27 protein-coding genes, 2 tRNA genes and 1 pseudogene are annotated in these 25,010 nt (G+C 49.0%); 21 read left to right on the top strand and 9 right to left on the bottom strand.

All coding sequences use genetic code 11. The annotated features are described in order from the left end of the window. Positions 1-58: 58 nt before the first annotated feature. Genes ribD through ribH form a run of 4 tightly spaced genes read left to right on the top strand, consistent with a single transcriptional unit; the run spans position 59 to position 3,360 of the window. Positions 59-1,117 carry a bifunctional diaminohydroxyphosphoribosylaminopyrimidine deaminase/5-amino-6-(5-phosphoribosylamino)uracil reductase RibD gene (ribD, locus tag KZE55_RS09710; protein ID WP_222260010.1) on the top strand — a complete coding sequence of 353 codons (1,059 nt, stop codon included), beginning with the start codon at positions 59-61 and terminating at the stop codon, positions 1,115-1,117. Continuing rightward, a complete protein-coding gene (locus KZE55_RS09705; protein WP_222258304.1) occupies positions 1,110-1,712 on the top strand; it encodes a riboflavin synthase in 603 nt (200 codons plus the stop codon). The genes ribD and KZE55_RS09705 overlap by 8 nt, the downstream gene beginning before the upstream one ends. Continuing rightward, positions 1,712-2,893, top strand: coding sequence for a GTP cyclohydrolase II (gene ribA, locus KZE55_RS09700; RefSeq protein ID WP_222260008.1), 1,182 nt, complete (start codon positions 1,712-1,714; stop codon positions 2,891-2,893). Before KZE55_RS09705 ends, ribA begins: the two co-directional genes overlap by 1 nt. A gap of 2 nt (positions 2,894-2,895) precedes the next feature. Next, positions 2,896-3,360, top strand: coding sequence for a 6,7-dimethyl-8-ribityllumazine synthase (ribH, locus tag KZE55_RS09695; RefSeq protein WP_222258303.1), 465 nt, complete (start codon positions 2,896-2,898; stop codon positions 3,358-3,360). A gap of 114 nt (positions 3,361-3,474) precedes the next feature. Here ribH and KZE55_RS09690 read toward each other — a convergent pair whose 3' ends face one another. Next, on the bottom strand, positions 3,475-4,119 hold the full coding sequence (locus tag KZE55_RS09690) for an NAD(P)H-binding protein (RefSeq protein ID WP_222258302.1): 645 nt from the start codon (positions 4,117-4,119) through the stop codon (positions 3,475-3,477). 121 nt (positions 4,120-4,240) lie between these two features. On the opposite strand from KZE55_RS09690, the gene KZE55_RS10525 reads away from it, so the two are divergent. The 6 genes from KZE55_RS10525 to KZE55_RS09660 all read left to right on the top strand — a co-directional run bounded on the left by KZE55_RS10525 (position 4,241) and on the right by KZE55_RS09660 (position 7,388). Then, positions 4,241-4,447: a maltose acetyltransferase domain-containing protein gene (locus KZE55_RS10525; RefSeq protein ID WP_222258301.1), complete on the top strand. Its 207-nt coding sequence runs from the start codon at positions 4,241-4,243 to the stop codon at positions 4,445-4,447. A 58-nt stretch (positions 4,448-4,505) separates the two neighbouring features. Beyond that, entirely contained in the window at positions 4,506-4,859 is a 354-nt protein-coding gene (locus KZE55_RS10520; protein WP_222258300.1) for a DapH/DapD/GlmU-related protein, read from the top strand. A gap of 102 nt (positions 4,860-4,961) precedes the next feature. After that, a complete protein-coding gene (locus tag KZE55_RS09675; protein WP_396442476.1) occupies positions 4,962-6,254 on the top strand; it encodes an aminopeptidase C in 1,293 nt (430 codons plus the stop codon). A gap of 124 nt (positions 6,255-6,378) precedes the next feature. Further along, entirely contained in the window at positions 6,379-6,717 is a 339-nt protein-coding gene (locus KZE55_RS09670; protein WP_222258298.1) for a carboxymuconolactone decarboxylase family protein, read from the top strand. 203 nt (positions 6,718-6,920) lie between these two features. After that, a complete protein-coding gene (locus tag KZE55_RS09665) occupies positions 6,921-7,121 on the top strand; it encodes a CsbD family protein (protein ID WP_396442462.1) in 201 nt (66 codons plus the stop codon). Between the two features lie 15 nt (positions 7,122-7,136). Further along, complete coding sequence (locus KZE55_RS09660; RefSeq protein ID WP_222258297.1) at positions 7,137-7,388, top strand: GlsB/YeaQ/YmgE family stress response membrane protein; 252 nt, start codon at positions 7,137-7,139, stop codon at positions 7,386-7,388. Positions 7,389-7,518: 130 nt separating this feature from the next. On the opposite strand, the gene KZE55_RS09655 is transcribed toward KZE55_RS09660, so the two are convergent. Beyond that, positions 7,519-7,950: a winged helix-turn-helix transcriptional regulator gene (locus KZE55_RS09655; RefSeq protein ID WP_222258296.1), complete on the bottom strand. Its 432-nt coding sequence runs from the start codon at positions 7,948-7,950 to the stop codon at positions 7,519-7,521. After that, positions 7,947-8,957, bottom strand: coding sequence for an NAD(P)-dependent oxidoreductase (locus KZE55_RS09650; RefSeq protein WP_222258295.1), 1,011 nt, complete (start codon positions 8,955-8,957; stop codon positions 7,947-7,949). Before KZE55_RS09650 ends, KZE55_RS09655 begins: the two co-directional genes overlap by 4 nt. 171 nt (positions 8,958-9,128) lie before the next feature. Between KZE55_RS09650 and KZE55_RS09645 the strand changes: the two genes are divergently transcribed. The 6 genes from KZE55_RS09645 to KZE55_RS09620 all read left to right on the top strand — a co-directional run bounded on the left by KZE55_RS09645 (position 9,129) and on the right by KZE55_RS09620 (position 12,414). Next, the gene (locus tag KZE55_RS09645) at positions 9,129-9,785 is read left to right on the top strand and encodes an SDR family oxidoreductase (protein WP_222258294.1); all 657 of its coding nucleotides are present in this window, start codon (positions 9,129-9,131) and stop codon (positions 9,783-9,785) included. Between the two features lie 109 nt (positions 9,786-9,894). Further along, complete coding sequence (gene asd, locus KZE55_RS09640; RefSeq protein WP_222258293.1) at positions 9,895-10,989, top strand: aspartate-semialdehyde dehydrogenase; 1,095 nt, start codon at positions 9,895-9,897, stop codon at positions 10,987-10,989. Between the two features lie 180 nt (positions 10,990-11,169). After that, complete coding sequence (locus KZE55_RS09635; protein ID WP_222258292.1) at positions 11,170-11,916, top strand: alpha/beta hydrolase; 747 nt, start codon at positions 11,170-11,172, stop codon at positions 11,914-11,916. A 54-nt stretch (positions 11,917-11,970) separates the two neighbouring features. Then, on the top strand, positions 11,971-12,210 hold the full coding sequence (locus tag KZE55_RS09630; RefSeq protein ID WP_222258291.1) for a hypothetical protein: 240 nt from the start codon (positions 11,971-11,973) through the stop codon (positions 12,208-12,210). 54 nt (positions 12,211-12,264) lie between these two features. Then, positions 12,265-12,336 (top strand) — tRNA-Glu (locus KZE55_RS09625). 6 nt (positions 12,337-12,342) lie between these two features. Then, positions 12,343-12,414, top strand: a tRNA-Gln gene (locus tag KZE55_RS09620). Between the two features lie 604 nt (positions 12,415-13,018). Here KZE55_RS09620 and KZE55_RS10515 read toward each other — a convergent pair. The 3 genes and pseudogenes from KZE55_RS10515 to KZE55_RS09605 all read right to left on the bottom strand — a co-directional run. Continuing rightward, a pseudogene (locus KZE55_RS10515) lies at positions 13,019-13,219 on the bottom strand (MerR family transcriptional regulator); the annotation flags it as partial. 63 nt (positions 13,220-13,282) lie between these two features. After that, positions 13,283-13,819, bottom strand: coding sequence for a hypoxanthine phosphoribosyltransferase (gene hpt / locus KZE55_RS09610; protein ID WP_222258290.1), 537 nt, complete (start codon positions 13,817-13,819; stop codon positions 13,283-13,285). Positions 13,820-14,093: 274 nt separating this feature from the next. Continuing rightward, entirely contained in the window at positions 14,094-14,435 is a 342-nt protein-coding gene (locus KZE55_RS09605) for a type II toxin-antitoxin system RelB/DinJ family antitoxin (protein WP_222258289.1), read from the bottom strand. 175 nt (positions 14,436-14,610) lie between these two features. On the opposite strand from KZE55_RS09605, the gene KZE55_RS09600 reads away from it, so the two are divergent. Then, positions 14,611-16,839, top strand: coding sequence for an alpha-galactosidase (locus KZE55_RS09600; protein WP_222258288.1), 2,229 nt, complete (start codon positions 14,611-14,613; stop codon positions 16,837-16,839). A 34-nt stretch (positions 16,840-16,873) separates the two neighbouring features. On the opposite strand, the gene KZE55_RS09595 is transcribed toward KZE55_RS09600, so the two are convergent. Together KZE55_RS09595 and KZE55_RS09590 are read right to left on the bottom strand one after the other, a co-directional pair. Then, complete coding sequence (locus KZE55_RS09595; RefSeq protein ID WP_222258287.1) at positions 16,874-17,716, bottom strand: AraC family transcriptional regulator; 843 nt, start codon at positions 17,714-17,716, stop codon at positions 16,874-16,876. A gap of 122 nt (positions 17,717-17,838) precedes the next feature. Further along, complete coding sequence (locus KZE55_RS09590) at positions 17,839-18,441, bottom strand: nitroreductase family protein (protein WP_222258286.1); 603 nt, start codon at positions 18,439-18,441, stop codon at positions 17,839-17,841. 116 nt (positions 18,442-18,557) lie between these two features. On the opposite strand from KZE55_RS09590, the gene KZE55_RS09585 reads away from it, so the two are divergent. Beyond that, positions 18,558-18,866: a winged helix-turn-helix transcriptional regulator gene (locus KZE55_RS09585; protein WP_222258285.1), complete on the top strand. Its 309-nt coding sequence runs from the start codon at positions 18,558-18,560 to the stop codon at positions 18,864-18,866. A 138-nt stretch (positions 18,867-19,004) separates the two neighbouring features. Beyond that, positions 19,005-20,306 (top strand): L-cysteine desulfidase family protein, encoded by a 1,302-nt coding sequence (locus tag KZE55_RS09580; RefSeq protein ID WP_222258284.1) that lies wholly within the window; start codon positions 19,005-19,007, stop codon positions 20,304-20,306. Here the strand turns inward: KZE55_RS09580 and KZE55_RS09575 are convergent, their stop codons facing one another. Then, positions 20,307-21,482, bottom strand: a complete 1,176-nt coding sequence (locus KZE55_RS09575; RefSeq protein WP_222258283.1) for an AraC family transcriptional regulator — start codon at positions 21,480-21,482, stop codon at positions 20,307-20,309. Positions 21,483-21,625: 143 nt separating this feature from the next. Between KZE55_RS09575 and KZE55_RS09570 the strand changes: the two genes are divergently transcribed. After that, the gene (locus KZE55_RS09570; protein WP_222258282.1) at positions 21,626-23,632 is read left to right on the top strand and encodes a right-handed parallel beta-helix repeat-containing protein; all 2,007 of its coding nucleotides are present in this window, start codon (positions 21,626-21,628) and stop codon (positions 23,630-23,632) included. Between the two features lie 50 nt (positions 23,633-23,682). After that, complete coding sequence (locus KZE55_RS09565) at positions 23,683-24,948, top strand: MFS transporter (protein WP_222258281.1); 1,266 nt, start codon at positions 23,683-23,685, stop codon at positions 24,946-24,948. Positions 24,949-25,010: the final 62 nt, after the last annotated feature.

Below are 25,010 nucleotides of genomic sequence, written 5' to 3'. Positions count from 1 at the left end.
GAAAGTTTAGCGCCCCAAGAGAAATCCTGGGACGCTTTTTTGTTGGAGGGTGATGGAAATCAACGATCAATACTTTATGAAAATTGCCATTGACCAGGCTAGGCAGGCGACGGGGACCTGGCAGAACCCCCAGGTGGGTGCTGTGGTGGTCAAAGATGGTGAAATTCTCGCGACCGGGCATACCCAGCGCTTTGGTGGGCCCCATGCGGAACGGGACGCCTTAACCAAACTCACGCCGGCACAGACGCTGGGGGCCACCCTTTACGTAACTCTGGAGCCCTGTAACCACTACGGCAAACAGCCCCCCTGCACCCAGTTGATCAGCGACCGGGGGATCAAGCGGGTGGTAATTGCCGAGACCGACCCCCACTCCCTAGTGACGGAAAAGGGGATCGCCCGCTTACGTCAACACGGTATTACGGTCGTGACCGGCGTCAGTGATCAGGCCGCCGCCCGGGTGAACCCCCACTACAATTTCTTTTTCCGCCACGGCCGTCCCTGGATCACACTTAAACAGGCTATCAGCCTCGACCACCGCGTCAGTGCGGGCCCAGGTCAGCGGACGGTGATCACTAACCGGGCGGTCTATGATCGGGTCCACCGGGAACGGGCCAACTTTCAGGGAATTGTTATTGGCAGTACCACGGCGATTGTTGATGATCCGACATTGGTTCCCCAACCACAGCCGGCCTTCATGCCCGTACGGATTGTCCTCGACCGGCGGGGGCGGTTAGCCGACCATCCCCAGTTGAGGCTCCTCCATGATGGCCTGGCACCGACCTGGGTATTTACGGCCAGCCCGACCCTCGCTGACCAGCTCGGCGAGACCACCGCCCGAGTATTCTGCCTGCCGACTGGTGGAGTAAAAGAGGTCGTTGCGACAGTTGCCAAGGAAGGTCTCCAATCGTTGTACGTCGAAGGGGGCCCGACCATTCACCGGGCGTTTGCCGTGGCTAATTTGGTTGAAGAGGTGGTTACCTACATTGACCCCCAAATGTTGGGACAAAACGGGGTCGCTGCCTTTACTCCGCCGGTCCCGTGGCGGTTTGCAGACCGGCAAGTAGAGCTGTTAGGGGATAACGTTAGGGTTACAGAAAGGAAGCAAAACAATGTTTAGTGGCTTAGTTCAGGGAACCGGGAAGGTCCAAAAACTGGAAAAGAAGGGTGAAACGATTGAACTGACAATCGCCCCGACCAGCCCGGTACTATTAGAAGAGTTGGTAATTGGGGATTCGGTCGCCATTAACGGGACCTGCCTAACCGTGGTCGGACAAACGGGAACAGGTTTTCACGTCACCCTCATGCCCCAGACCTTTGAGAAGACAACGTTTAAGGACCTCCAGCCCGGCGACCTGGTCAACCTCGAACGGTCTCTGCAGGTCGGTGACCGTCTGGAAGGGCACATTGTGACGGGCCACGTCGATGAGGTGACGGTGGTCCAAGCAATGGCGCCCAACGAGAACGCCATTGAGGTCCGCTTTGCCCTGCCGGTCCGCCTGGCTAACCAGGTGGTTCCCCAGGGAAGTGTTGCCATCAACGGGGTGAGCCTGACTGTCATGAACACTGGTGCGGACTGGTTCTCCGTCGGCCTGATTCCCCACACCCAAACGGTGACCAACCTGGATGACCTCCAGGTGGGCAGCCGAGTCAATTTAGAAACCGATATTTTAGGAAAGTACGTTGCCGCAAATTTGCAGAAAGGGGCACAATGATGGACGTTAAAAAGATTCAAGCCGCAATTGACCACCTCAAGAAGGGTGGATTGGTAATTGTCATGGATGACTTAGACCGGGAAGCTGAAGGGGACATGATTGGGCTAGCAAGCAAGGCCACCCCGGAGAAGGTCAACTTCATTACCAAGTATGCCCGGGGGCTGATGTGCGTCCCCATGGCGCCAGCGGTTGCTAAACGGCTGGCCCTGCCCCAGATGACGGCGGACAACACCGACCCATTTGGCACGGCCTTCACCATTAGTGTGGACCACAAGTCGACGACTACCGGGATCTCCGCCTTTGACCGCTGGCGGACGATTACCCACCTGGCCGACCCGCAGGCCACCAACGCAGATTTCTATAAGCCCGGCCACATCTTTCCGCTGGTTGCCAGGGAAGACGGGGTGCTGGAAAGAGACGGCCATACGGAGGCGGCCGTTGACCTGGCCAGGTTAGCCGGTGAGGAGCCCGTTGCTTATATTTGTGAAATTTTAAAGGCTAACGGGGAGATGGCACGGTCTAAGGAACTCCACGAGAAGGCGGCTGAATTCAGCCTGCCAATCATTACCATCAAGGACCTCCAGGAATACCGGCGCAGTCGGGTTAGCCAACCTACGAAGGAGGTCCACCTGCCGAGTGAGTATGGTGATTTCCGCCTCCGTCACTTTGCCGGGGATAATCTGGCCCTTATTAAGGGCAATATTTCTGGGGACGAACCAGTGCTGGTCCGCCTGCATTCCGAGTGCTTCACGGGAGATGTCTTCGGCTCTTTGCGTTGTGACTGTGGACCCCAGCTTCACGAGGCCATGCGGCGGATTAACGCGGTTGGCCGCGGGGTCGTCCTTTACCTTCGCCAAGAGGGGCGGGGAATCGGCCTTGAGAATAAACTGCGGGCGTACCACTTGCAAGAAGAGGGTTACGACACGGTTGAGGCAAATGAAGAGCTTGGCTTCAAGCCGGATGAGCGCAAATATAAACTAGCCGCGCAGATCCTTCAGCAGCTAGGGGTCACCAAAATTGACCTATTGACCAATAATCCAGATAAGATTGACCAGCTAGAGGAAGCAGGGATTACGATCCATGACCGCCTGCCCTTAGAAATTCAGGCAAACAAGTATGACCGGCGCTACCTCGCAACGAAGAAGGACAAGTTCCACCACCTATTAGATTTGGAGGCATGATCATGGAAGAATTTACGGGAAAGTTTAACTACAATAATGCACACGTAGGAATCGTGGTTGCCGACTTCAACGGTGCCGTCACGAGTAAGCTGGTTACGGGGGCCGTAGCCACGCTCGCCAAGTTTGGCCTAAAAGATGACCAGGTGGCCGTTTTTCACGTTCCGGGCGCCTTTGAGATTCCCTTTGCGGTTAAGAAACTCCTGGATAAGGGTGAATTTGACGGTATCATGACCCTTGGAGCGGTAATTAAAGGAGAGACCGACCACTACGACTTGATTTGTCAGAACATGGCTCGGGGAATCATGGAACTGAACCTCCAGGGGAAGGTCCCAGTAACCTTTGGCATTCTGACGACCGATAACATTGAGCAGGCAATGCAACGGGCAGGCCTGAAAATGGGCAATGAGGGCGCTAGCACGGCTCAGAGCCTGCTAGAGATGATGTCACTGAGTGAGCAAATCAATTGATGTGTTTCACATGAAACAGCAAAGGACCGCCATTGCTCGAGTTTTCTGAGTATGGCGGTCCTTTATCGTTTTAAAGCCTAACTACGTGTCAGAAAGGACTAGCATACTAATCCACTATTTCACTGCTGCTACCGCGTCCGCAATTGGCGTATCACCACTGCGCATCATGATGACCTTACCGACGGTGTTATCAGCCGTCAGCACGCTGGCCAAGACGTGAGCAACATCCGGAATCGGGTTCGTGGTGTCGTTGCCTTCCCCGAAGCGGACCTTACCAGTGGCCGCTTCTTCGGTCAATGAAGCCGGCTGGATAATTGTGTAGTCCAGGTCAGTGTTGCTGATCAGGTAGTTATCGGCGAAGAACTTGGCAATGTTGTAGTCGGTAATCGAAGCCAGCGCCGGGTAGTCGGCCCACTTTTCGGGTCTAAGGGCGTACATGGAGCTTAGCATAATGTAGCGCTTAATACCGGCCCGCTGTGCTGCTTGCATTGTTTTGACCGCCCCCATGGCATCGGTTTGTAAAAGGTCTTTGCCCCGGGACCCGGCAACAAAGTAGACCGCGTTACTGCCGGCCATTAAAGTGGCAATCTTAGCGACATCGCCATGAAGGTCCAGGGAGACTGGCGTAACCCCAGCTAGTTTGATGATTTTTTTGAGGTGACGGGCGCCCGCAACAACGTCGTTTCCAGCAGCCACCAGGTCCTTGATTAAGTCGGTTGCGACCCTGCCGGAGCCGCCCGCAATAAATACTTTACTCATGAGAATTCCTCCCTAGTCAAGTTATTCACTATCATTTTACCTTACTAAAGATAAGCTAGCAAAGGAGAAACACTTAGTGGAGGACCCACAATGATATAATGGGCAGAAAGGAGAATTTACGATGGATGAACAACTAATCAAGAAAGTCCTGGCAACGGTCAACGCTGGTGAACCTTACGACGACGTTGCCCCAGAAATCACGGCGGTCCGCAACTGGGCCCTCGACTTGTGCCGGCAGTACAACTTTGAATATTACCGGACGGGGAAGGCCGACTTAGCGATGTTGAAGACACTCTTTGCTGTGACGCCTGCCCAACTTTCATGTTGAGTTTGGCCGTAACATCTTTTTGGGCCGCAACTTCTTTGCTAACTACGACTGCTTTTTCATGGACTGCGCGCCGATTAAGTTTGGCGATGAGGTCAAGATTGGCCCTAAGTGCGGCTTTTACACCTCTAACCACGTTGAAGACGCGGTCGGTCGTCGAGCGGGCTACGTTGAATCGCGCCCCATCACGGTAGGTAATAACGTCTGGTTTGGCGCTAGTGTAAACGTGGTCGGCGGGGTTACGATTGGTGATAACAGCATCATCGGTGCCGGGAGCGTGGTAGTCGATGACATCCCCGCCAACGTCATCGCCGCCGGTAACCCGGCAAAGGTAATTCGGCCCCTCCCCCTCCGGACTGATGACCGCTACCAGGGACTGGAAAACCGGACTGGCGATTACCATTACGGCGAATAGATTAATATTGATGTTGCCCCACCATAAATGCGCTATGATAGTAGTAAATGTTTTAATTAAGAAGGGATTATTGTGGCAAAAGAAAGCCAGTTAACAACAGCAATGGTTGAAAAATACCAGAAAAATTTCCACGCCCGCAAGGATGCAGCAGTCATTTCCCGGGCGGTGCAAAAGAACGGGATTAAAAACGCTAGTGAGGATCCAATCGCCAGCCAACGCCTTCACCGGGCCTTTTCCTACGAAATCAAGACGGGGAAACCCAGCAACCAGCGGCATAGTGGCCGTTGCTGGTCATTTGCGACCCTGAATACCCTCCGGCACAAGTTTGCGAAGAAGTACAATTTTAAGGACTTCGAGCTTTCCCAAAACTACCTTTTCTTCTGGGACCGGATTGAACGGGCCAACATGTTTTTCCAAAAGATTATTGAGACAGCTGACCGGCCCCTCCATGACCGCCTGGTCGACTTCTACCTTAGTTTTGCCCTGAATGACGGTGGTCAGTGGGCCAACGCCGCCGCTATTGTTGAAAAGTATGGGGTCGTCCCGGAATACGTCATGCCCGACACTCACAATACCAAGGACACTACCGACGTGGCCGAGGTAATGAACTACCTGATGCGCAAGGACGCCTTGAAACTCCGCCAGTTGGTTGACGACGGTGCTAAGGAGGCGGATCTAGCGGCAGCTAAGGAAGAGATGATGGCCGACGTTTATAAGGTGGCGGCCTACTCCTTTGGTGAACCACCGGTTAAATTTGACCTGGAATTTAAAGACGACGACAAGAAGTTCCACCAGGTCCTGGGCTTAACACCACTAGACTTTTACCACCAGTACTTTGACACCAACTTCAACGACTACGTGGTGGTCACTAACGCACCGGACCACGAGTACGGCAAGGTCTACTCAATGCCAACCCAGGATAGCGTGGTTGGTGGGGTGCCAATCAAGTTTATGAACGTACCGTTTAAGGACCTCCAAGCCGCCGCAATCAAGCAGTTGAAGGCCGGGGAAACCGTCTGGGTCGGTAACGACGTTCTCCAACAAATGGACCGGAAGCGGGGCCTGATGGACGCCAAGCTTTTCCACCGCGCCGAGCTTTTGGATGTGGACTTTACAATGGACAAAAAAGACCGGCTGGAATCCCGGCAGGCAATGGTGTCCCACGCCATGACCCTGACCGGCTTCGACCTGGAAAATGGTCAGCCGACCCGGTGGAAGATTGAAAACAGCTGGGGCAAAGATAACGGGGACAATGGTTACTTTGTGATGACCCAGGACTGGTTTGAGGAATACACCTACGAAGCAGTAATTGATAAAAAGTACCTACCAGCCGACCTGCAGAAGCTGGCAGCAAGTGAACCGGTCGAACTAACGGCTTGGGACTCACTACAATAGATTTGGCATTTAAAAAGGTTATGCAATTGGGCGTGACCTTTTTTGACACTTGTTGAGAAAACGTTTTCAATATAGTATCATTTAAACAGATATTTAGATGCTGATCATGAAAGGATGGCTGAAGATGACTGATTACAAGCAAGAGTTAGCCGAAGTAATGGCAAACAATAAGAACCTCTTTTCCAGCACAGGAGCAACGGGAAAGGCCTTCTTAAACGTCCACGATGAGGCAATCAAGGCCGGGGCCTTAGATGGCAAGACAAAGGTCTTAGAAGCATTGGCGATTGCAATTCGCTGCGAGGGCTGCATTGTTCAACATGTCAAGGGCGCCATTAAACTAGGTGCCACGCGGGATGAAATTGTCGAAACCATCAATGTTGCCATCATGATGGGTGGCGGTCCATCGACGGTATACGGCGGTAAAGCATTAGCGTGTGCTGATCAATTCCTTGAGGATAAGTAGTAAGAACCTAGCGCGAGCGTACGAGCAAACCCGGGCGCTCGCGCTTTTTTGGTGCTGGCTAAAATCTTAAGATTCGCCAAGAAGGTTAACTAAAGCGTAAGGTCATTGTCAAAAGATTGTACCGTATAGGGGGCCTTGATAAACTATAATCAGCAAATGTCACTAGTCACCGGGAGAAAGGCCCGAATTGTCGTGTCACACAAATGGACAACATAGAAAGGTTGATTGCGATGGTTAGCGATAAACACGGATTGAAGGACCAGCTTGCTGGCAAGTTCAAAGAAGTCAAGGGGAAATTGACCAATGACAAATGTGAACAAGCGGAAGGCAAGGTCCAGAAAAATTTTGGCAAGGCCAAAGATAAGATACAAGATGCTAAGGATGAGTTAAAGGAAAAGGAATAATAAGGAGGGAACGCAATGCATTGGTTATGGGTATTAATCGTTGGTGGCGTAATTGGACTGATTGCCGGCGCAGTCACTAGACGTGGTGGATCCATGGGAGTCATCAGTAACATTATTGCCGGACTGGTTGGATCAGCACTAGGGGAAGCAATCCTTGGTAGCTGGGGACCTCAGGTGGCCGGGATGGCAGTTGTCCCGTCAATCATCGGTGCAGTGATCCTGGTATTGATTGTTTCCTTGATCTTTGGCGTCCGACCAGAAAGGTAAGTTACCAACTACAAAAAGAAGAGCTTCTCAGTACCCGTTATTAGTTGGGTAGTTGAGCAGCTCTTTTACTTTTTCTTTGAATGGTTAGCGATTTTTAGAAAATCTGATTAGATAAGTTTCACATGAAACATTATTTCTGCTTAACAATTTCTTGCTTCCAGTGGTGGAGGTGCTGCTTGGTGATGACGCAGAGCCCGTCGTCATCAAGCTCTTTCATTTTTTCGGTACACATTATTTTAACGTTAGGGTCCGTTACTGCCTGCTGCTCACCCCAGTAGTTGAGGTAACGCAGTGCAGCGTAAAGGTTTTCCCCCGCGGCGGTCAGTCGGTATTCGACGTGGGGCGGCATTGTGTTGAAACTCTTTCGACTAACGATTTCGGCATCCATCATTTCGCGGAGTTGGTCGCTAAGGACCTTATAAGATGTACCAAGTTGCTTCACTAGTTCGCCCGTTCGCCGGGGATGGCCAGCAAGGAGGTACAAAATAACGGGTTTCCACTTGCCGCCGATGATGGAGAGGGCATATTCAGCACCGGTATTAAACATCTTAGGAGTGGTCATTGTTCTCCTCCTTCCTGGGGATTAACCACGAGTTTAAAGACCTTTTCCGGGTGACCATTTAAGTAGTTGACAATATTTTGGCACGAAATCCTTTGCAAAGTAGTTGTTGAGTCAATACTGTAAAAGGCAGTGTGGGGCGTAACCAGAACATTTTCCCGCCCGACTAACGGATTATGTGCGAGGTCGGGAAATTCGGTTGCCAAAACATCCAGGGCTGCACCCCTAATTCGCTTCGTATCGAGTGCCTGAACCAAGTCATCTTCATTAACCTCACCACCCCGGGCCATATTCAAAAAGTAGGGGTGCTTGGCCATCTTTTGGAAGCGGTCCGCAGTAAAGAAGTTACGGTTGCTGTCATTAAGATTCATGTGGTTAGTAATTACGTCTGCTTGAGCCAGGAGATCGTTAACGCTGGTTAGCTTAACCAGATCGGCAACTTTAGCATAGTTCTCTTTGCTGATGAAGAGGTCATTAGCGATGACTTTCATCCCCAATGCGGCCGCCTTTTTCGCAACAGCGCGGCCAATTTTACCGAGGCCGAAAATCCCCAGTGTCATGTTGCTAAGCCGGCAGTTAGGCTGGGCGTAGTCATAGCGCCACTCGTGCTGGTGGTCAACGTCGCCCAGGTAGGCTTTGAGATTGCGAACGAGGGCAAGCATGGTTGTAATAGTAAACTCGGCGACGTCTTCAGTGCAGTACTCACCAACGGGGCAAACAGCAACGCCATGCCGTTTAGCAGCGGTCAGATCAACATTATCATAGCCAGTAGCGTTGATAGAAACCACCTTAAGCTGTGGCGCCGCTTGAAACACTTCTTCATCAACCTTGATAAAGGCGGTGAGGAGCGCATCGGCATCGTGGATTTCCTCTAGAAAAGCTGTCCGGCGGTCATCCTGGTAGGGGAAGACCACGACTTGGCAGCCGGGAAGGCCCGCCTGCAGGACCTCCTTTTCCAGCTGGTGGCTTTTCATCATCGATTCAGGGTAGTCAGCAATTACAATTTTCATGAGCGCGCCTCCTTTTCCCTATTATAGGGCAAAAAAGGTGAATTGCGCGAGTACCCAGCACCCAACGGTATCTTACCCGTAGGTAACTAACTTACCCAAAAGTGCTTACTTTTAATAAGCTATAATTCTACTATACTAGTAAGTGAACTAAGAAAGAGGAGGACGATAATAATGACGAAACAAGTTTTGATTCTCGGTGCAACCGGTAAGATCGCGGGGCACGCAATTACGGACCTACTAAAGAAGACTGACGACCACCTGTTGCTCTTTACCCGCCATCCCCAGAACTTAACCAATGTTGATGATACCCGGGAGACGGTAATCAAGGGCGACACACTGAAGCCGGCGGAACTAAACGCAGCGGTTGCCAAGGCCGATGTGGTTTATGCTAACCTGCGCAACCCGCAGATTGAGCAGCAGGCCCAAAACATTGTTAAGGCAATGGACCAGAACGGGGTCAAACAACTCGTTTGGATTTCATCAATCGGTATTTATAATGAGGTCCCTGGTAAGTTCGGTGAATGGAATAACGAAATGCTCGGTGGCGGCCAAGAGGACAGTTACCTGGGTACTTACCGCAAAGCCGCCGATGTAGTTTCGGCCTCTGACCTTGACTACACCATTATCCGGCCGGCCTGGTTAACTGATAAGGATGAGGTCGATTACGAAACGACCAAGCGGGGCGAATCCTTTAAGGGGACTGAGGTTTCAAGAAAATCAATTGGCAACCTGGTTGAGAAGATAATTGCCCACCCTGATAAGTACGTCCGCCAGGACCTCGGTGTCAACAAGCCGCACACCGCCGGTGATAAGCCTGCCTGGTACTAACCGCCAGTCTTGCCGCCTTTTTTACTGTTAAATCATGGAAACTTTCAAATAATAAGTGTATATTAGAAGATAATTAGAAAAACATGATAAAAGTATGGAGGCATGTGGAATGAGTGCAAAGTTAAAAGTCGGTGTGATTGGTGCGACGGGAATGGTTGGTCAACGCTTTGTTACGTTGCTTGCTAACCACCCCTGGTTTGTAGTGACGGTCGTTGCTGCCAGCAAGCACAGTGCTGGTAAGAAGTACGGTGAAGCCGTTAAGGACCGCTGGAAGATGGGAACGACGCCAATTCCGGAAAACGTGAAGGACTTAACCATCCTTGATGCTGAAGACGTTGATAAAGTAGCTGACCAGGTTGACTTTGTTTTCTCCGCGGTTCATATGGATAAGGGCGCCATTCGTAATCTGGAAGATGAGTATACTAAGCATGAAACACCGGTTGTTTCTAACAATAGTGCCCACCGGTGGACGCCAGATGTCCCAATGGTGGTTCCCGAAATTAATCCAGACCATATCGAAGTCATTAAGTACCAGCGTGAACGGCTCGGGGTTAAGCATGGCTTTGTGGCAGTTAAGCCTAACTGTTCAATCCAAAGCTACACACCGGCCCTAGCGGCTTGGATGAAGTTTGAACCGACTCAGGCACTGGCATGTACCTACCAGGCCATTTCTGGTGCTGGGAAAACTTTAGAAGATGCACCGGAAATTCAAGGAAACGTTATCCCATATATTCCTGGCGAAGAAAAGAAGTCTGAAGATGAGCCACTGAAGATCTGGGGTCACGTTGATGATGAGCAGAAGGCCATTGTGCCAGCCAAGTCACCAATAATTACCAGTCAATGTCTACGAGTGCCAGTATTATACGGGCACACCGTGGCGGCCTTTGTTAACTTCAAGCAAAAACCAAGTAAGGAAGATCTAATTAAGGCCCTGGAAGATTATAGTGGTGAACCGCAAAAGCTAGGGTTGCCAAGTGCCCCTAAGCAGTTCATCCAATACCTGGATGATGATTTTCGGCCACAAGTCCGCTATGACGTTAACTTTGAGCACGGTATGGGAATTTCAATTGGTCGTTTACGTGAGGATAAGCTCTTCGACTGGAAGTTTATCGGCCTGTCCCACAACACCGCCCGTGGTGCTGCTGGCGGTGCCATTGAATTAGCCGAATTATTGAAGGCAAAAGGGTATATTGAGGCCAAATAATATCAGAAAACATTTGGAAAACAAGACGAGGCTGGTGAGAAAAGATTTTTTTCTCCCAGCCTTTTCAGCTTCTATATTTCAAATAGTGAATATATGGTTTGATATTAATAATTATATTATCATTAATGTAAAGATAGGATATAGTTCAAAGAGCGACCACTAAAGAAGGGGAGAAAGAAAATGAAGATTGAAATCAAGCGGGAAGGACTTACGCTTCGCGGTGTTTTAGAGGGAGCGACCAGTCTAGAAAATGAGCAGGTAGTAATCTTAATGCACGGCTTCCAGGGCAACCGTGGCTATGAAGCGGGGAACCTCTTGTATGATTTAGCTCATGCCTTAAATGCGGCGGGTCTGGCAACTCTTCGAATGGATTTTGCTGGTTGTGGGCAAAGTGACGGCGACTTTGCTAACATGACCGTATTAAGCGAATTACTCGATGGAATGGCGATGATTGACTTTGTGCGGGCAAAGATGGGGGCCAAAGTTATCGACCTAGTGGGGCATTCCCAGGGTGGGGTGGTTGCCTCAATGTTAGCAGCCTACTACCGGGACGTAGTTGATAAACTTGTCCTCCTGGCACCGGCTGCTACCTTAAAGGATGATGCCTTAGTAGGCGAGTGCCAGGGGACTAAGTACGACCCTAATCACATTCCAATGAAGGTCACGGTACATGGTCAGGACGTTAGTGGGCAGTATTTCCGGACGGCCCAGCTACTACCAATTTACGAAACTGCTCAACATTTTGCGGGCCCCGCCCTTATTATTCATGGCCTGGCTGATAAAGTTGTTTCGCCAGAAGCATCGCGAAAGTATAACGTAATTTTGCCGGAAAGTAAGCTTTACCTAATGGAAGGTACGGATCATAAGCTGACAGGGGCCAAACGGGGTGAGATTCTTACAACGGTAACCCAATTTGTTAAAGACTAGTATTTTATAGTTAATCCTACCATTTGAAAATTAGGATTGGAGGAGGAAATACCAATGAGTGACTACCAAGCAGCGTTAGCCGGGGCCAAGACAGTGGCAGATTGCCAGCGAGCATATGAAAAGCAACTAGCTATTAAGCAGCAGGAATATCGCCAACGTTATCCAGAAACTTACCGGCCATTGGTAGCGGCCCATGAATTGGACTACTGGATCAAAGCAGAAAACCGGGCGAAGGTGATTGAGCGGGACCAGCACTCGTATGGTAATTTGATTCATCGACAGATAAAGTTATAAAAAAGTTCTTGCTTTTTAAATTAAAATTTATTAAAATGATTTGTGCTGTCGAATGACCCGTTAGTCAAGTGGTTAAGACACCAGCCTTTCACGCTGGTATCGTGGGTTCAAATCCCGCACGGGTCACTTTATTGGGCTATAGCCAAGCGGTAAGGCAACGGTTTTTGGTACCGTCATGCGCTGGTTCGAATCCAGCTAGCCCAATCAGCTTAAAACGCTCAAGATGGAATCTATATCCGTCTTGAGCGTTTTTTATTATTGGTATCCATATTTTGGTAAACCGTTGGCGAATACCATGAAAATGACATCGTAAAAGTAACTTGCCGATAATTTGATTACCTAGTTTATAATTTGTCTCTTCTTGGTACTGATTAACTTTTTGGTTTAGTCGTGATAGTAATTCGCCCTCATGCTCCAAATTAACAATTTCACTAATTGCCAATTGCGGATTAATTACAAGGCTATCTTGTCCAGGAATATCGGTGATGAACCCCCACCGGTAAGAAATAATTTTCTTTGACGTAGATAAACTACAGCAGAAGCAGGCTTCCTTATTCGCTTTGTATGGGGAGTTGAACAGGACTCCGTGGGGCGAGTAATCAGTTAAGTTATTAATTATTAGTCTAGGGCAGGTCTCAATTTTAAATGTCTTATTGATTCCCTTTTGGGCCTGCTGAATTTTACCAACAATACTGTCAATCTGCATGTTTAGTGATTGAAGATGATTAATTTTTTCTTGCAGTTCATGTTTCTTTTGCAAGAGCATTGATTGGTAATCATCCGGGTCACCTTTATTTAAAAGAGTATTAAGTTCCTGCAGGTTAGAACCGAGAGGATGAAAGATAGCTAAGTCGAAGATTTGATTGATATCCTCATAGGTATAGTAGCGATAGCCGTTTTGAGAGTCACGATGACTGTGGATTAGGCCTTTATCTTCATAAAAACGGATTGTTTGTTTGGGAATGGAAAAATATTTTGAAATATCATTAACGCTATATTTTTTAAACATGGTAGATTGCAAGAAATAAAAATAACCCGTTACCAAGTGATAACAGGTTACTTTGGCATAATTTTAATTTTCGTAAACGGACCGTTCCAAGATTCCAATGTAGGGGAGGTTACGGTAGAGACCGCTGTAATCAAGACCGTAGCCAACGATGAATTCGTTGGGGACCTTAAAACCAACGTAGTCTGCCTCAACGTTCACTTCTCGGCGGTTGGGCTTATCGAGAAGGGCACAGATCTCGATACTCTTTGCTCCCCGCCCCTTTAACAGGTTGGCCAGGTACTTCAAGGTATGACCGGTATCGATGATGTCTTCCATAATGATGACGGGTCGCCCTTCAATGCTTGATGACAGGTCCTGAACAAGTTTGACCTTTCCGGCATGGGTACCGTCGGCATAGCTAGAGACATCAACATAGTCCAGGTTGAGCTTAAATTTGAGCCGCTTGATCATTTCCACCGTGAAGACAACTGCTCCCGTCATGACGGAAACAATCAAGGGGCATTGGTCCTGGTACTTAGCCGTTAGTTGGCTGGCGATTTCGTCCATTCGGTGGTTAATCTGTGCCTGGTTGTATAAGACTTGTTCAATATCGTTATTCATCAAATTCTCCTTCTGTCGTGACGCTGCCCGCCAAAACAATGTTCGTGTTTTACGGAACAATTGCTTTGCTGAGTCCTTTTAACTCTTGAATTTTAACATAAATCTGAACTATTTAAAGGGCGACTGGCAAATTTGACCAAAAAAGGAGGCTGGAAAGCTCCCCGGTGACCTGTATGGCTAGCATAAGACGGAGGATAGGCGCTAAAAGTGACGACCTTCGTTCATAGCTAGACACCAGGAGTGTCTTAATGCTTTCCAGCTTTTTTTTCGTTATTTAACGTTTGTTGAGGATGGAACCGCCGACGCCAGTCCCTCCGCGGTGCTTATTGTTCAAAATTGCGCCGCCAATCCCGGTTGATTGTTTTCTTTGACTGTTCAGGGCGTTGAAGAGCTCGTTTAGGTTAGCAATGACTTCTTGGTCCCCGGCTTGGTAGCGCTGAGCAAGTTTTTGGACGTCAAATTGGTTGCTAGTCATCTCGAAAGGGATCCGCTTATCCCGCTGGACCCGTTTGAGGTAAATTTTAATACCAGTGGTAATGTCGAGCCCCATTTCATTGAAAATGGCACTTACGTCATCCTTTAACTGGTCATCAACTTTAATATTAATCTGCGCCATATAAAGCACTCTCCCTTGATTGTATACTATTTTATATAAAATAGTATACAATCAATTAGTGCGGCGGTCAATTATTGAACCCCACGAAATGTTCCCTTTTACTCACGATTAATCAACGGCAAAAGCGCTTTCACCAGCTAAAATAAAGCTAAATTTGTGAAGAGAGCACGATATAATGCCGATCAAGTACCACCAAACGAGCCAGGAATTTCACCTGTACAATGACCATATTAGTTACATTATTAAGCTACTAAGGAACGGTCAGTTAGGCCAACTTTACTTCGGTGCCCGGGTTCCGGACCGGGCTGACCATGGTTATTTGGTCGAAAATGGGTACCGACCGATGATGAGCTACGTCTACGATGACTACAAATTCTCCCTCGGGAACGTCAAGCAGGAGTACCCGTCCTACGGAACCAGTGACTACCGGATGCCAGCGGTGGAACTCAAGCAACCCAACGGTAGCACGGTGACGAACTTCCACTATATCAGTCATCAAATCTATGCGGGGAAGCCAGCCTTACCCGGCCTTCCCGCTACGTACGCCGAAGACGATAGTGAAGCTACGACGCTGACGGTTACCCTTCGTGACGACCTTACCGACGTTGAAATGATCCTCTACTATACCATCTTCACGGACCACAATGCGATTGCCCGCAGCGTTCGCTTTGTTAACCAGGGGACAGCAGCCCATCAACTGACGACGGCGATGAGTATGAACCTGGATCTGCCGGACGACGACTACGACTGGGTCCAGTTCTCCGGTGCCTGGGGTCGGGAACGGCAAAAGAAAGTGGCCCACCTCCGTCCCGGTATCCAGTCTGTGGGTAGTACCCGGGGCGCTTCGAGTCACATGCAGAACCCGTTTGTGATTTTAAAACGGCCCCACACCGACGAATTCCAGGGTTCAGCATATGGCTTTTCACTCATATACAGTGGCAACTTCCTTGCCCAGGCGGAGGTGGACGCTTATAAGGTGACCCGGGTCCAAATGGGAATTAACCCCTTCTACTTCTCCTGGAAGCTCAAGCCGGGGGAGTCGTTCCAAACTCCCGAAGCGGTGATGGTCTACACCAGTGAAGGCCTGAATAGTCTCAGCCAGGCCTTCCACCGTCTTTACCAGACCCGCCTTGCCCGAGGTTACTGGCGTGACCGCGAGCGTCCTATTCTAATCAACAACTGGGAAGCTACCTACTTTGACTTTAACGAAGAAAAGCTACTAAAACTCGCCAAGCAAGCCCAGCAACTTGGAATCGAACTATTTGTTCTCGACGATGGCTGGTTTGGGGAACGGACAAAGGAAACGGCCGGCCTGGGCGACTGGTGGGTCAACCGTGACCGCCTGCCTGACGGAATTAGCGGCCTGTCGAAGAAAATTCACCAGCTGGGGATGCTGTTTGGCCTGTGGTTCGAACCGGAAATGGTCAATAAAAATAGTGACCTCTACCGTAAGCATCCCGACTACATCATCCAAACACCAGATCTGCACCCATCCCAGGGCCGCCGGCAATACGTTCTCGATTTTTCCTGGCCAGAAGTGGTGGATTATATTTACCGACTAGTTGCTAAGGTTATTAAGGACGGGCACGTTGACTACGTGAAGTGGGACATGAACCGGAATATCACTGAATGCTACTCCGCCGCCTACCGTCCGGACCAGCAGGGAGAAATCTTCCACCGCTACATCCTGGGAGTCTACAAGCTCTATGACCGGCTAACCAAGGCCTTCCCGAAGGTCCTCTTTGAATCGTGTGCTTCTGGTGGTGGTCGCTTCGATGCGGGGATGCTGTACTATGCACCACAGACCTGGACAAGTGATGACTCTGACGCAGGCAAGCGGCTGAAAATCCAAACGGGCACCTCATATTGTTACCCGACCAGTGCAATGGGTGCTCACGTTTCGGTATGCCCTAACGAACAGGTCAACCGGATAACGCCATTAAAGACACGCGGGGACGTGGCCTTTTTCGGGGACCTGGGTTACGAACTCGACCTGGGGAAGTTAACCGATGATGAGTTAACCCAGATTAAAGCCCAGGTTAGCTTCATGAAGAAGTACCGGCGCCTATTCCAGTTTGGGCGCTTCTACCGGTTAAAGACACCGTTTGAGGGGAATTTCACTGCCTGGTTGGTGGTGTCTTCCGACCAACGACATGCCGCACTGGGCTACTTCAAGATGCTCAACGATGTTAACGCTGAGTACCGCCTGCAGCGGATCCCAGGCCTCCTCGCCGACCAGGAATACCAGGTTAAAGAAGAGAGTGGCCAGGATTGTGGTTGCTACTATGGTCAAGAGCTTGCCAATATTGGCCTTGTAGTTTCCGATGCGGAGTCGGAACAGTCAGCTGCCACCAAGCAGGTAACTGACTTTTACAGCCGCCTATTCACCTTTGAAGCAAAATAATGAAAAAAAGGTCGTTAGTATCCGCGATTTCGGACTAGCGACCTTGTTTGTGTTCTCCCTGAGCCTGCTTGCGGTATTCACGCGGGTTGAGGCCATACGTACGTTTGAAGATCCGGGAAAAAGAATTAGCGTGCTCGTAGCCACTGGCCTGGGCAATCTCGTCAATCGTCAGTTGGGAGGACTCCAGTAAGTGGCGGGCCTTCGTGATGCGGAAGTTGCGGATATACTGACTGGGAGTCAGCCCGGTCGTCTTCTTAAAAAGGCCACTGAGGTAACTGCGGTCCAGGCTGACGGCCCTGGCCAACTGGTCGGTCGATGCCGTGGCAATGTGGGTACTCAGGTAGTGAATCGCCTGGTCAACGTACTGGTTCTTTTGCAAAATTGTGTGGGGCGCGTTAATGGGCTTCGACCGGGCGATAAAGCTGAGGAAGCGCAAGAGGTAGCTGTTGGCGAGCAGCTCATTTTCCGGCTTGTCCGGTGGTAACTTCATGATGTGATTGATGCAGTCGACCAGTTCGTAGGAGTACTGGTTATTAAAGGTCGGCAGGTCTTCAGAAAGGCCTAACTGGTCGACCAATTCATCAGCATACTTACCGGTAAAACCAACCCATACGTAGGACCAGGGGGCGTACTTGTCCGCAACGTAGTAGGTCTGGTAATTGGGCTCAATTAAAAAGCCCTGGCCGGCATGAAGGTGGTACTCAACGTCGCTTACCCGGAAGATACCCGTACCGGCGAGGATATAGTGGATCAGGTAATAGGGACGGACGGCGGGACCGTAATGATGGCCAGGCAGTGTATCGGACCGCCCCAGGGATGTGATCCCCAAGAAAGAATCGTTAGTTGGTGAAAAATCAAATGCGGTTGCCTTTTCCATATTTGCCGTCCCCTTTCTCCCTTTATTTTACCCCCTTTCCCGGATAAGTGGTGTCGTGTTTCACATGAAACATGCAAAACCCCTCGTGGCTTGTGGGCCGTGAGGGGTTTCTTCGCTAGTAGTTACTTAATCAGCTTGAAGACGTCGCTTTCTGCTAGGTAATCCTTCTTTCCAGCAGGGGCTTCGATTGAGCCAAACGGCATTTCAGCCCGCAATTGCCAGCTGGCGGGGAGGTTGAATGCTTCGTGAATGGCGTCGTCAATCAGCGGGTTGTAGTGCTGGAGGCTTGCGCCAATCCCCTGTTCGGCCAGTGCGGCCCAGATCGCCTGCTGGGCACCACCGATTGCTTGTTCTGCCCACGGGCCAAAGTTGGCGGCATAGGATGGGAACTGCTTTTCTAGCTTGTGAACGGTCTCCGTGTCAGTGAGGTAGAGGATTGTCCCGTAACCGACGCGGAAGCTGGCAATCTTTTCCTTGGTCTTCTGGAAAGCGGCCGGGTCCTTAACGATCTTCTGCAGTGCTTCTTCAACGATGTCCCACACCTTATTTGATGACTGATTAAAGAGGACAACTGCCCGGACGGTTTGACTATTGAAGGCACTTGGTGAGTTACGGACGGTGGTCTTCACCAGGTCAAAGATCTCTTCAGGTTGGGCGTTAACCTGGTTACCCAGGGCGTAAATGCTGCGCCGCTTAGCTAATAATTCATTTAATTTTGATTTCATAGTTAATTCCTCCTTGTTCATTCATTTCACTTACTAATAGTAACCAGTCTATTGAGACAATACAAGAGGGGAATTATTTTTCACCTGGTATAATTGATAAAAAGCGGGGTGAGAAAATGAGTAAAGCAATCAAGGGTTGCCCAATTGACCAGACAATTCAAGCAATTGCGGGAAAATGGAAGGCGGTCATTATTCACGTTCTCCTACACACGCCGGTCTGTCGCTTTAGTGAATTACAGGAGAAATTGCCCGATTGCACACGGCGAATGCTGGCCCTTCAGCTAAAGGAATTGACGGCCGACGGGATTGTCAAGAAGCGGGTCTACGTAACGGTTCCCCCGAAAACTGAATACTCCTTGACAAGCCGGGGCAAGCAGCTGGGTCCCGTTATTGAAGGAATGCAGGACTGGGGGAAACAAGGTTAACCATTGTTGAAATCTTTTCCGTAAACTTGATAATTTATTAGTGATAAAAAATTATCAAGATGATATAATTTAATATGAAAGAAGTATGTGAAACGTTTCACCACCCGTCGGAATAAGGTTTCACATGAGGAGGAAAAGATGGAAGCTAGTAAGAAGGCAATGTATTTGAAGGCCCTCCACAACGGGGTATCAGTCGCAATCGGGTGTACGGAACCCGTTGCAGTCGCTTTTGCCGTTGCCACTTGTGCAGAACAGTTAGGCCATGAGGAGCCCGCTAAAATTGACGTTCGTGTATCAATGAATATCATGAAGAACGCAATTGCGGTGATTGTTCCGGGAACCGGGAAACCCGGTCTTCCCGTTGCGGCGGCCGTGGGCTACCTGTTCGGTGATCCTAGCAAGGGGATGAAGGTGATTCCGGAAATCTCAGCCGCCGGGGTCAAGCAGGTTGCTGATTTGGCGTGCTCTGGCAAGATTCACGTTTCCCTGGCCGACGTCAAGGATAAGCTTTACGTTCAGGTGAAGGTTACCACCGTCAGCGGTAATACTGCAGAGGTTTACATTGCGGCGGACCATACGAACAATTACTGCATCAAGAAAAATGGGGCGGTGGTGTTTGAAAAGGAACGCCCCGCAGTTGATTCTCTGGCCGACTGGGAACTCTTCATGCAGCAGGGCCGGCTCCAGGAGATTTGGGACTTGGCAACAACGGCGCCACTAGAGGAGTTGAAATTTATCAAACTTGCCCAGGTCGATAACATGGCCCTGGCAAAGGAGGGGCTGTCGCATGACTACGGGATGCGGGTCGGCCGGGCGATGAATAACTCACAGAGTCTGGGCTACGATAACTCCCTGTTGAACCGGCTGGTGTCATACACCGCCGCCGCTTCGGATGCGCGGATGGGTGGCGCCCCGCTGCCGGCAATTACTAACTCCGGTTCCGGGAACCAGGGAATCACGGCGACCGTCCCGGTGTGCGTTGTGGCCAAAGCGCAGCAGGCGTCTGACGAGCAGCTAATCAGGGCCCTGGCCCTATCCCACCTGACTGCAATCTACGTGCACTCATTTTTGCCGATCCTGTCAGCCTACTGTGCAACCTATGCCGCTGCGATGGGCGCTGCCACGGGAATTGCTTACCTGTTGAGCGGCGACATCGAGGTGGCCGGTCGAGCAATTAAGAACATGATTGGGGATGCTGCCGGAATGGTCTGCGATGGGGCGGGCTGTTCCTGCGCCATCAAGGTAGCGACCTCGGTTCAGACAATGTTTAAGGCGGTCAACTTGGCCCTGCAAGGGGTAACGATTCCGGGGACCAATGGCTTGGTAAGTAACTCTGTCGACGAAACAATCCGTGGCCTCGGTGAGCTAACCCGGAGTGGCTTGGCAGCCTCGGGCCCCGTTATCTTGAAGATTATGATGGGTAAGGAAGAATGTAAGTAACTATAATCGACACTTACCCTTTAGATAGTTATAGATATTCCAATCACTAATAAGAATAGGATTATTGCGCACCTGGTTTGGCGAAAACCCGGTGTGCTTTTTAAATTGGTTAGCAAAGTAAGCCTGGTCGTTAAAGTGAAGTAGGGCTGCAATTTCTGAAACGTTCATGTTTGATGAAACGAGAAGAGTGATAGCACAGTTGATTTTTTCGAGAATTCGGAACTGAGTAAAACTAATTCCCATCCACTTTTTAAACTGACTGGAAAAGTAGTTTGGTGAAATGTTGAGCTGCTTCGCTACTTCCACAATCGTAATGTCCTCCTGGGGATTTGTCGATACGATACGGTAGGCCCGGACAATTGTCGGTGGCATACCGGCAGTAATATCGTGCTTAACTTCTTTGCTGAGGTCGGTTAAATTATCTTCAATGCATTTGATGACGGCATGAAACGACTTTTGCTCTTCTAAACGGTGAACGTAGTAATCGTTCAGACTGTAAGCAAGTTCGAAGTTCATCCCGCTTCTTAAGGCTACCCGGATGTTGGTTGAAATAACAATGATGCCAAAGTCAATGATATTGCGTAATTCACCCTTATTGCTCAAAATGCCAATTCGCCCGGACTGGTATAAGCGGGTTAAGGCCGTATGAATTTCCGCTTGGTCGCTACAAAGGATAGCATTATTGATTTGCTTTTCAAAGGCGTAGTTAACATGGGCACCATTGTTGTTCAGACGGATGAAACTGCTCTTCTTAAAGCTTGTGTTGGTATAAACGGGTCGCCGGTAACGAAGCTGCAGTTTTTTAGAATTGATGTATGCGCCTAACAGGTTAATGCATAGGGCAATAACCATAATGAAACGATCCGCCGAGAAATGCTTTAGGTGGGCACTGCTGACTAAGAAAGGCTGGGGTGTCTTATCTTGGTCATTGGTGCTGATAATAACGGGTCCAATTACGTAGTAGTAATTGTGATGTCTAATAATAGCGGTGATAATATTTTGTCCCTTAAGTTTGTAAAAAGTAACGAGTCGTCTTTGCCTGCTGGTGAGGGCGAATTTTTTTGCATTGAACGTTCCCGCCAGTAAGTTATCCCGATCTTTTTCAATAGTCTGGCCGTTTCTGATGATACTGTAAGCAAAACTAGTTGTTCTGAGGTACTGACGTAATAGATTCATAAAAATCCCTCCACTTACTTATATCCAAAAATTCGTAGAAAAATGCAAGATATCCCCGAATTGATTCTGCATAATTAAATACGTAAGCGCTTGCAGGTATTGTTACTATTTAATTTTACACAAAATGATTGGAGCTGTCATGAATGAAGATTTATGTTGATGCTAATGCGACATTTGACGGCAACGGTACTCAAGAACGACCTTTCAAGTTAATTAACGAGGCTGCCCAGGTTGCTGAACCTGGTGATGAAGTTCTCGTGTTCCCTGGTACTTACCGGGAAAATGTTAACCCAATTCATGCCGGAACAAAGGATGCCCGGATTGTTTACCGCAGTGTTGAACCCCTCAAGGCGACAATTACCGGAGCAGAAAAGGTAACTAACTGGGAAAAGTACAAGGGCAACGTTTGGGTTACCCGGATTAATAACAGTATTTTTGGTTCATATAACCCATATACGACGTTTGTTGTCGGTGACTGGTACTTCGGCCCAGTTGATAAGCACACCGGGGCTGTTTACATGAATAACATCCACTTCTATGAAACTACTTCGCTAGAAGATTGTATTAAGGGTGAAGTTTATGCCCGCTCATGGGATCCGGCAAATTCAGTTTACAAGTGGTACACCGAACAAGATGAGGACCGAAACGAGACGGTCATTTACGCTAACTTCCAAGGCAAGAATCCTAACCATGAAGACGTTGATATCAATGTCCGGCGGGAATGCTTCTGGCCAAAGAAGACGGGTGTTAACTACATCACTTTTGCCGGTTTCACCGTTAACAAGGCGGCTACCACTTGGGCTCCACCGGCAGCCTTTCAAGATGGAATGATTGGTCCTCACTGGTCAAAGGGCTGGATCATTGAAGACTGTGATATTAGCTTGAGTCGGTGTGCAGGAATTTCCCTTGGTAAGTATAAGGATCCTAATAATGACCACTACTTTACTTACAAACACATCAAGAGTCCAACCCAAATGGAACGGGAAGCCGTTTGTCGGGGACAATACGATGGTTGGCTGAAGGAAAAGATTGGTCACCACATCGTTCGGCGGTGTAACATTCACGATTGCGAACAAGACGGAATTGTTGGCCGGCAAGGGGGTGTCTTCAGTCTGATTGAAGACAACCACGTTCATCACATCAACAATATGCAGGAACTTGCCGGAGCCGAAATTGCCGGTATTAAGATGCATGCGGCAATCGATGTAATTTACCGGCGGAACCACTTTGACCACTGTACAATGGGCCTCTGGTGTGATTGGGAAGCTCAAGGAACCCGAATCACTCAAAACCTGTTTGACCACAACTATGCACCAGATGGTACTGCTCACCGCCTTAATGGAGCAATGGAGAGCCAGGATATCTGGGTTGAGGTTGGTCACGGGCCAACGCTGATTGATAACAACCTCCTGCTTTCTAAAGACTCCTTGAAGATTCCTACCCAGGGCCTTGGGGTGGTTAATAACTTAATTCTTGGCTCATTTACCTATGTTGGCACCGGGACGGATTATCCAGGCAAGGGCCCTGACCGTCAACGGTACACGCCATACCACATTCCACACCGGACTGAAGTAGCTGGCTTCTCGACTATTCTGCACGGGGATGATCGTTTCTACAACAACATCTTTGTTCAAAAGTGGGCTCCAGAAGCTAACCCTGAAGATAATGAAGAAGTTGGGACCTTTGTCTTTGATGACTACCCGACTTATGACGAGTGGTATGCACCGTTCAAACGCCTTGAAGGTACCTACGCCAAGGAAAATGATATGAATGATCTTCAGCCATACCACCTGGGTCACCTTCCAGTTTGGGCCGGTGGCAACGTTTATCTAAATGGTGCTAAGGCATGGAAGAAAGAAGTTAACAATCTGGTTAACGACCATGACGAAGCCAAGGTTGAACTAGTTGAAGAAGACGGTAAGCCAGTAATTGAAACGAACGTCTACGACCTAATTGGTAATTATAAGACGAACATTATTAACTCGGATATCCTGGGCGAAGCATTCGAGCCAGAGCAACGATTTGAAACGCCTGAAGGTGACGATATCCAGATTAGTGAAGACTATTTTGGCAACCACCGTGGTATTTCGACCATCCCCGGACCGTTTGCGTCAAGCGATGCAGTTGGCAAGGCCCTCTGGAAAGAGTAGGGTCATTTGCTAAGTATTGAATGACGTGATTAAAAAGGAATGTGAAAAATATGGATAATTCGACCGAAAGAAAACCATGGCAAACGCCAACTAACGAAGAGCAGAAGAAGTTTCCAGTAAGAACTTGTATTGGGATTGTTCTGGGTTACTTTCTTTGGGTTGGCCCTTACCTTGGATTAGTTGGGGTAACAGTTCCAAAACTGGTCCAAGATATTGATCCGGCAACGAAGCAAAACGTTATTGCAACAATGTCTGCGGTCGCAATGATCGTGGCAACAATTTCGAATATTATCTGGGGTGGCCTTTCTGACCGGACCCGCTCACGTTGGGGGCGGCGGACGCCATGGATAATTGTTGGTTCAATTGGTTCATTCATTAGTATTATTGCCTGGAGTCATGCCAAGACAGCATTTGGTGTTGTTGTCGGTGACTCTGTATATGTCCTTTTCCAAAATATGATTGTGGCGCCATTGGTCGCGGTAATTGCCGACCGGACCTCTGAACAATTCCGGGGCACGATGTCCGGGATGTATGCGTTAGGGACCGCTGCCGCACAAGGATTAGGACCAGTAATTGGTTCCCATTTCTTGTACAATAACACAATGGGCTTTTACGTTATGGCTACGATGACTTTAGTATCTGGGCCAATTGCGGCGCTGATTTTACACGAGCAGTCAACTAAGGATATGCCCGTTGAAAAGATTGATGGTTGGAAGGCATTTTCTGCTAACTTCGTCTTCCCAACCCATAACGCCCGTAATTTCTATCTAGCTCTATTTGGTAAATTTATGATTATCATTTCTCAATTTGCCATTTCGGGCTATACCCTATATATTTTTACTGACTACATCAAACTCAAGGGTGGCGCGGTTCAGCAATATGTTTCACTAATTTCGATAATTTTGATGATTACCGCGATTATCATGTCACTAATCTCGGGACCACTGGCCGATAAGATGAAGGTTCGGAAGATGCCCGTTATTACTGCTGGCCTGATCATTGCCTTAGGGGTATTTGTCCCACGGCTAACAACAAATACTTGGGGAATGTTAGCATACGCAGTGATTGCCGGAATTGGATTTGGAATGTACAATTCCGTGGATCAGGCGTTGAACATTGATGTATTACCAAACGAAAAGACTGCTGCTAAAGACTTAGGGCTGTTGAACATGGCAAACAGTGCCGGGCAGATTTTTGGCCCAATTGTTGCCGCAACGGCAATTAACATGGGTAGCTATGGATATATCTTCCCTGCAGCCTGTGCTTCAGCTGTTTTAGGTTCAATTTTGATCTTCTTCATTAAAGGAATTAAGTAACTGCAATTATTAAATAACTAACTTACACATTATTTCACCGACTACCGACAACAGGGTAGCCG

The organism is Limosilactobacillus panis (assembly GCF_019797825.1).
Classification (GTDB): Bacteria; Bacillota; Bacilli; order Lactobacillales; family Lactobacillaceae; genus Limosilactobacillus; species Limosilactobacillus panis_A.
This window is presented reverse-complemented; position numbering and strand designations above follow the sequence as displayed.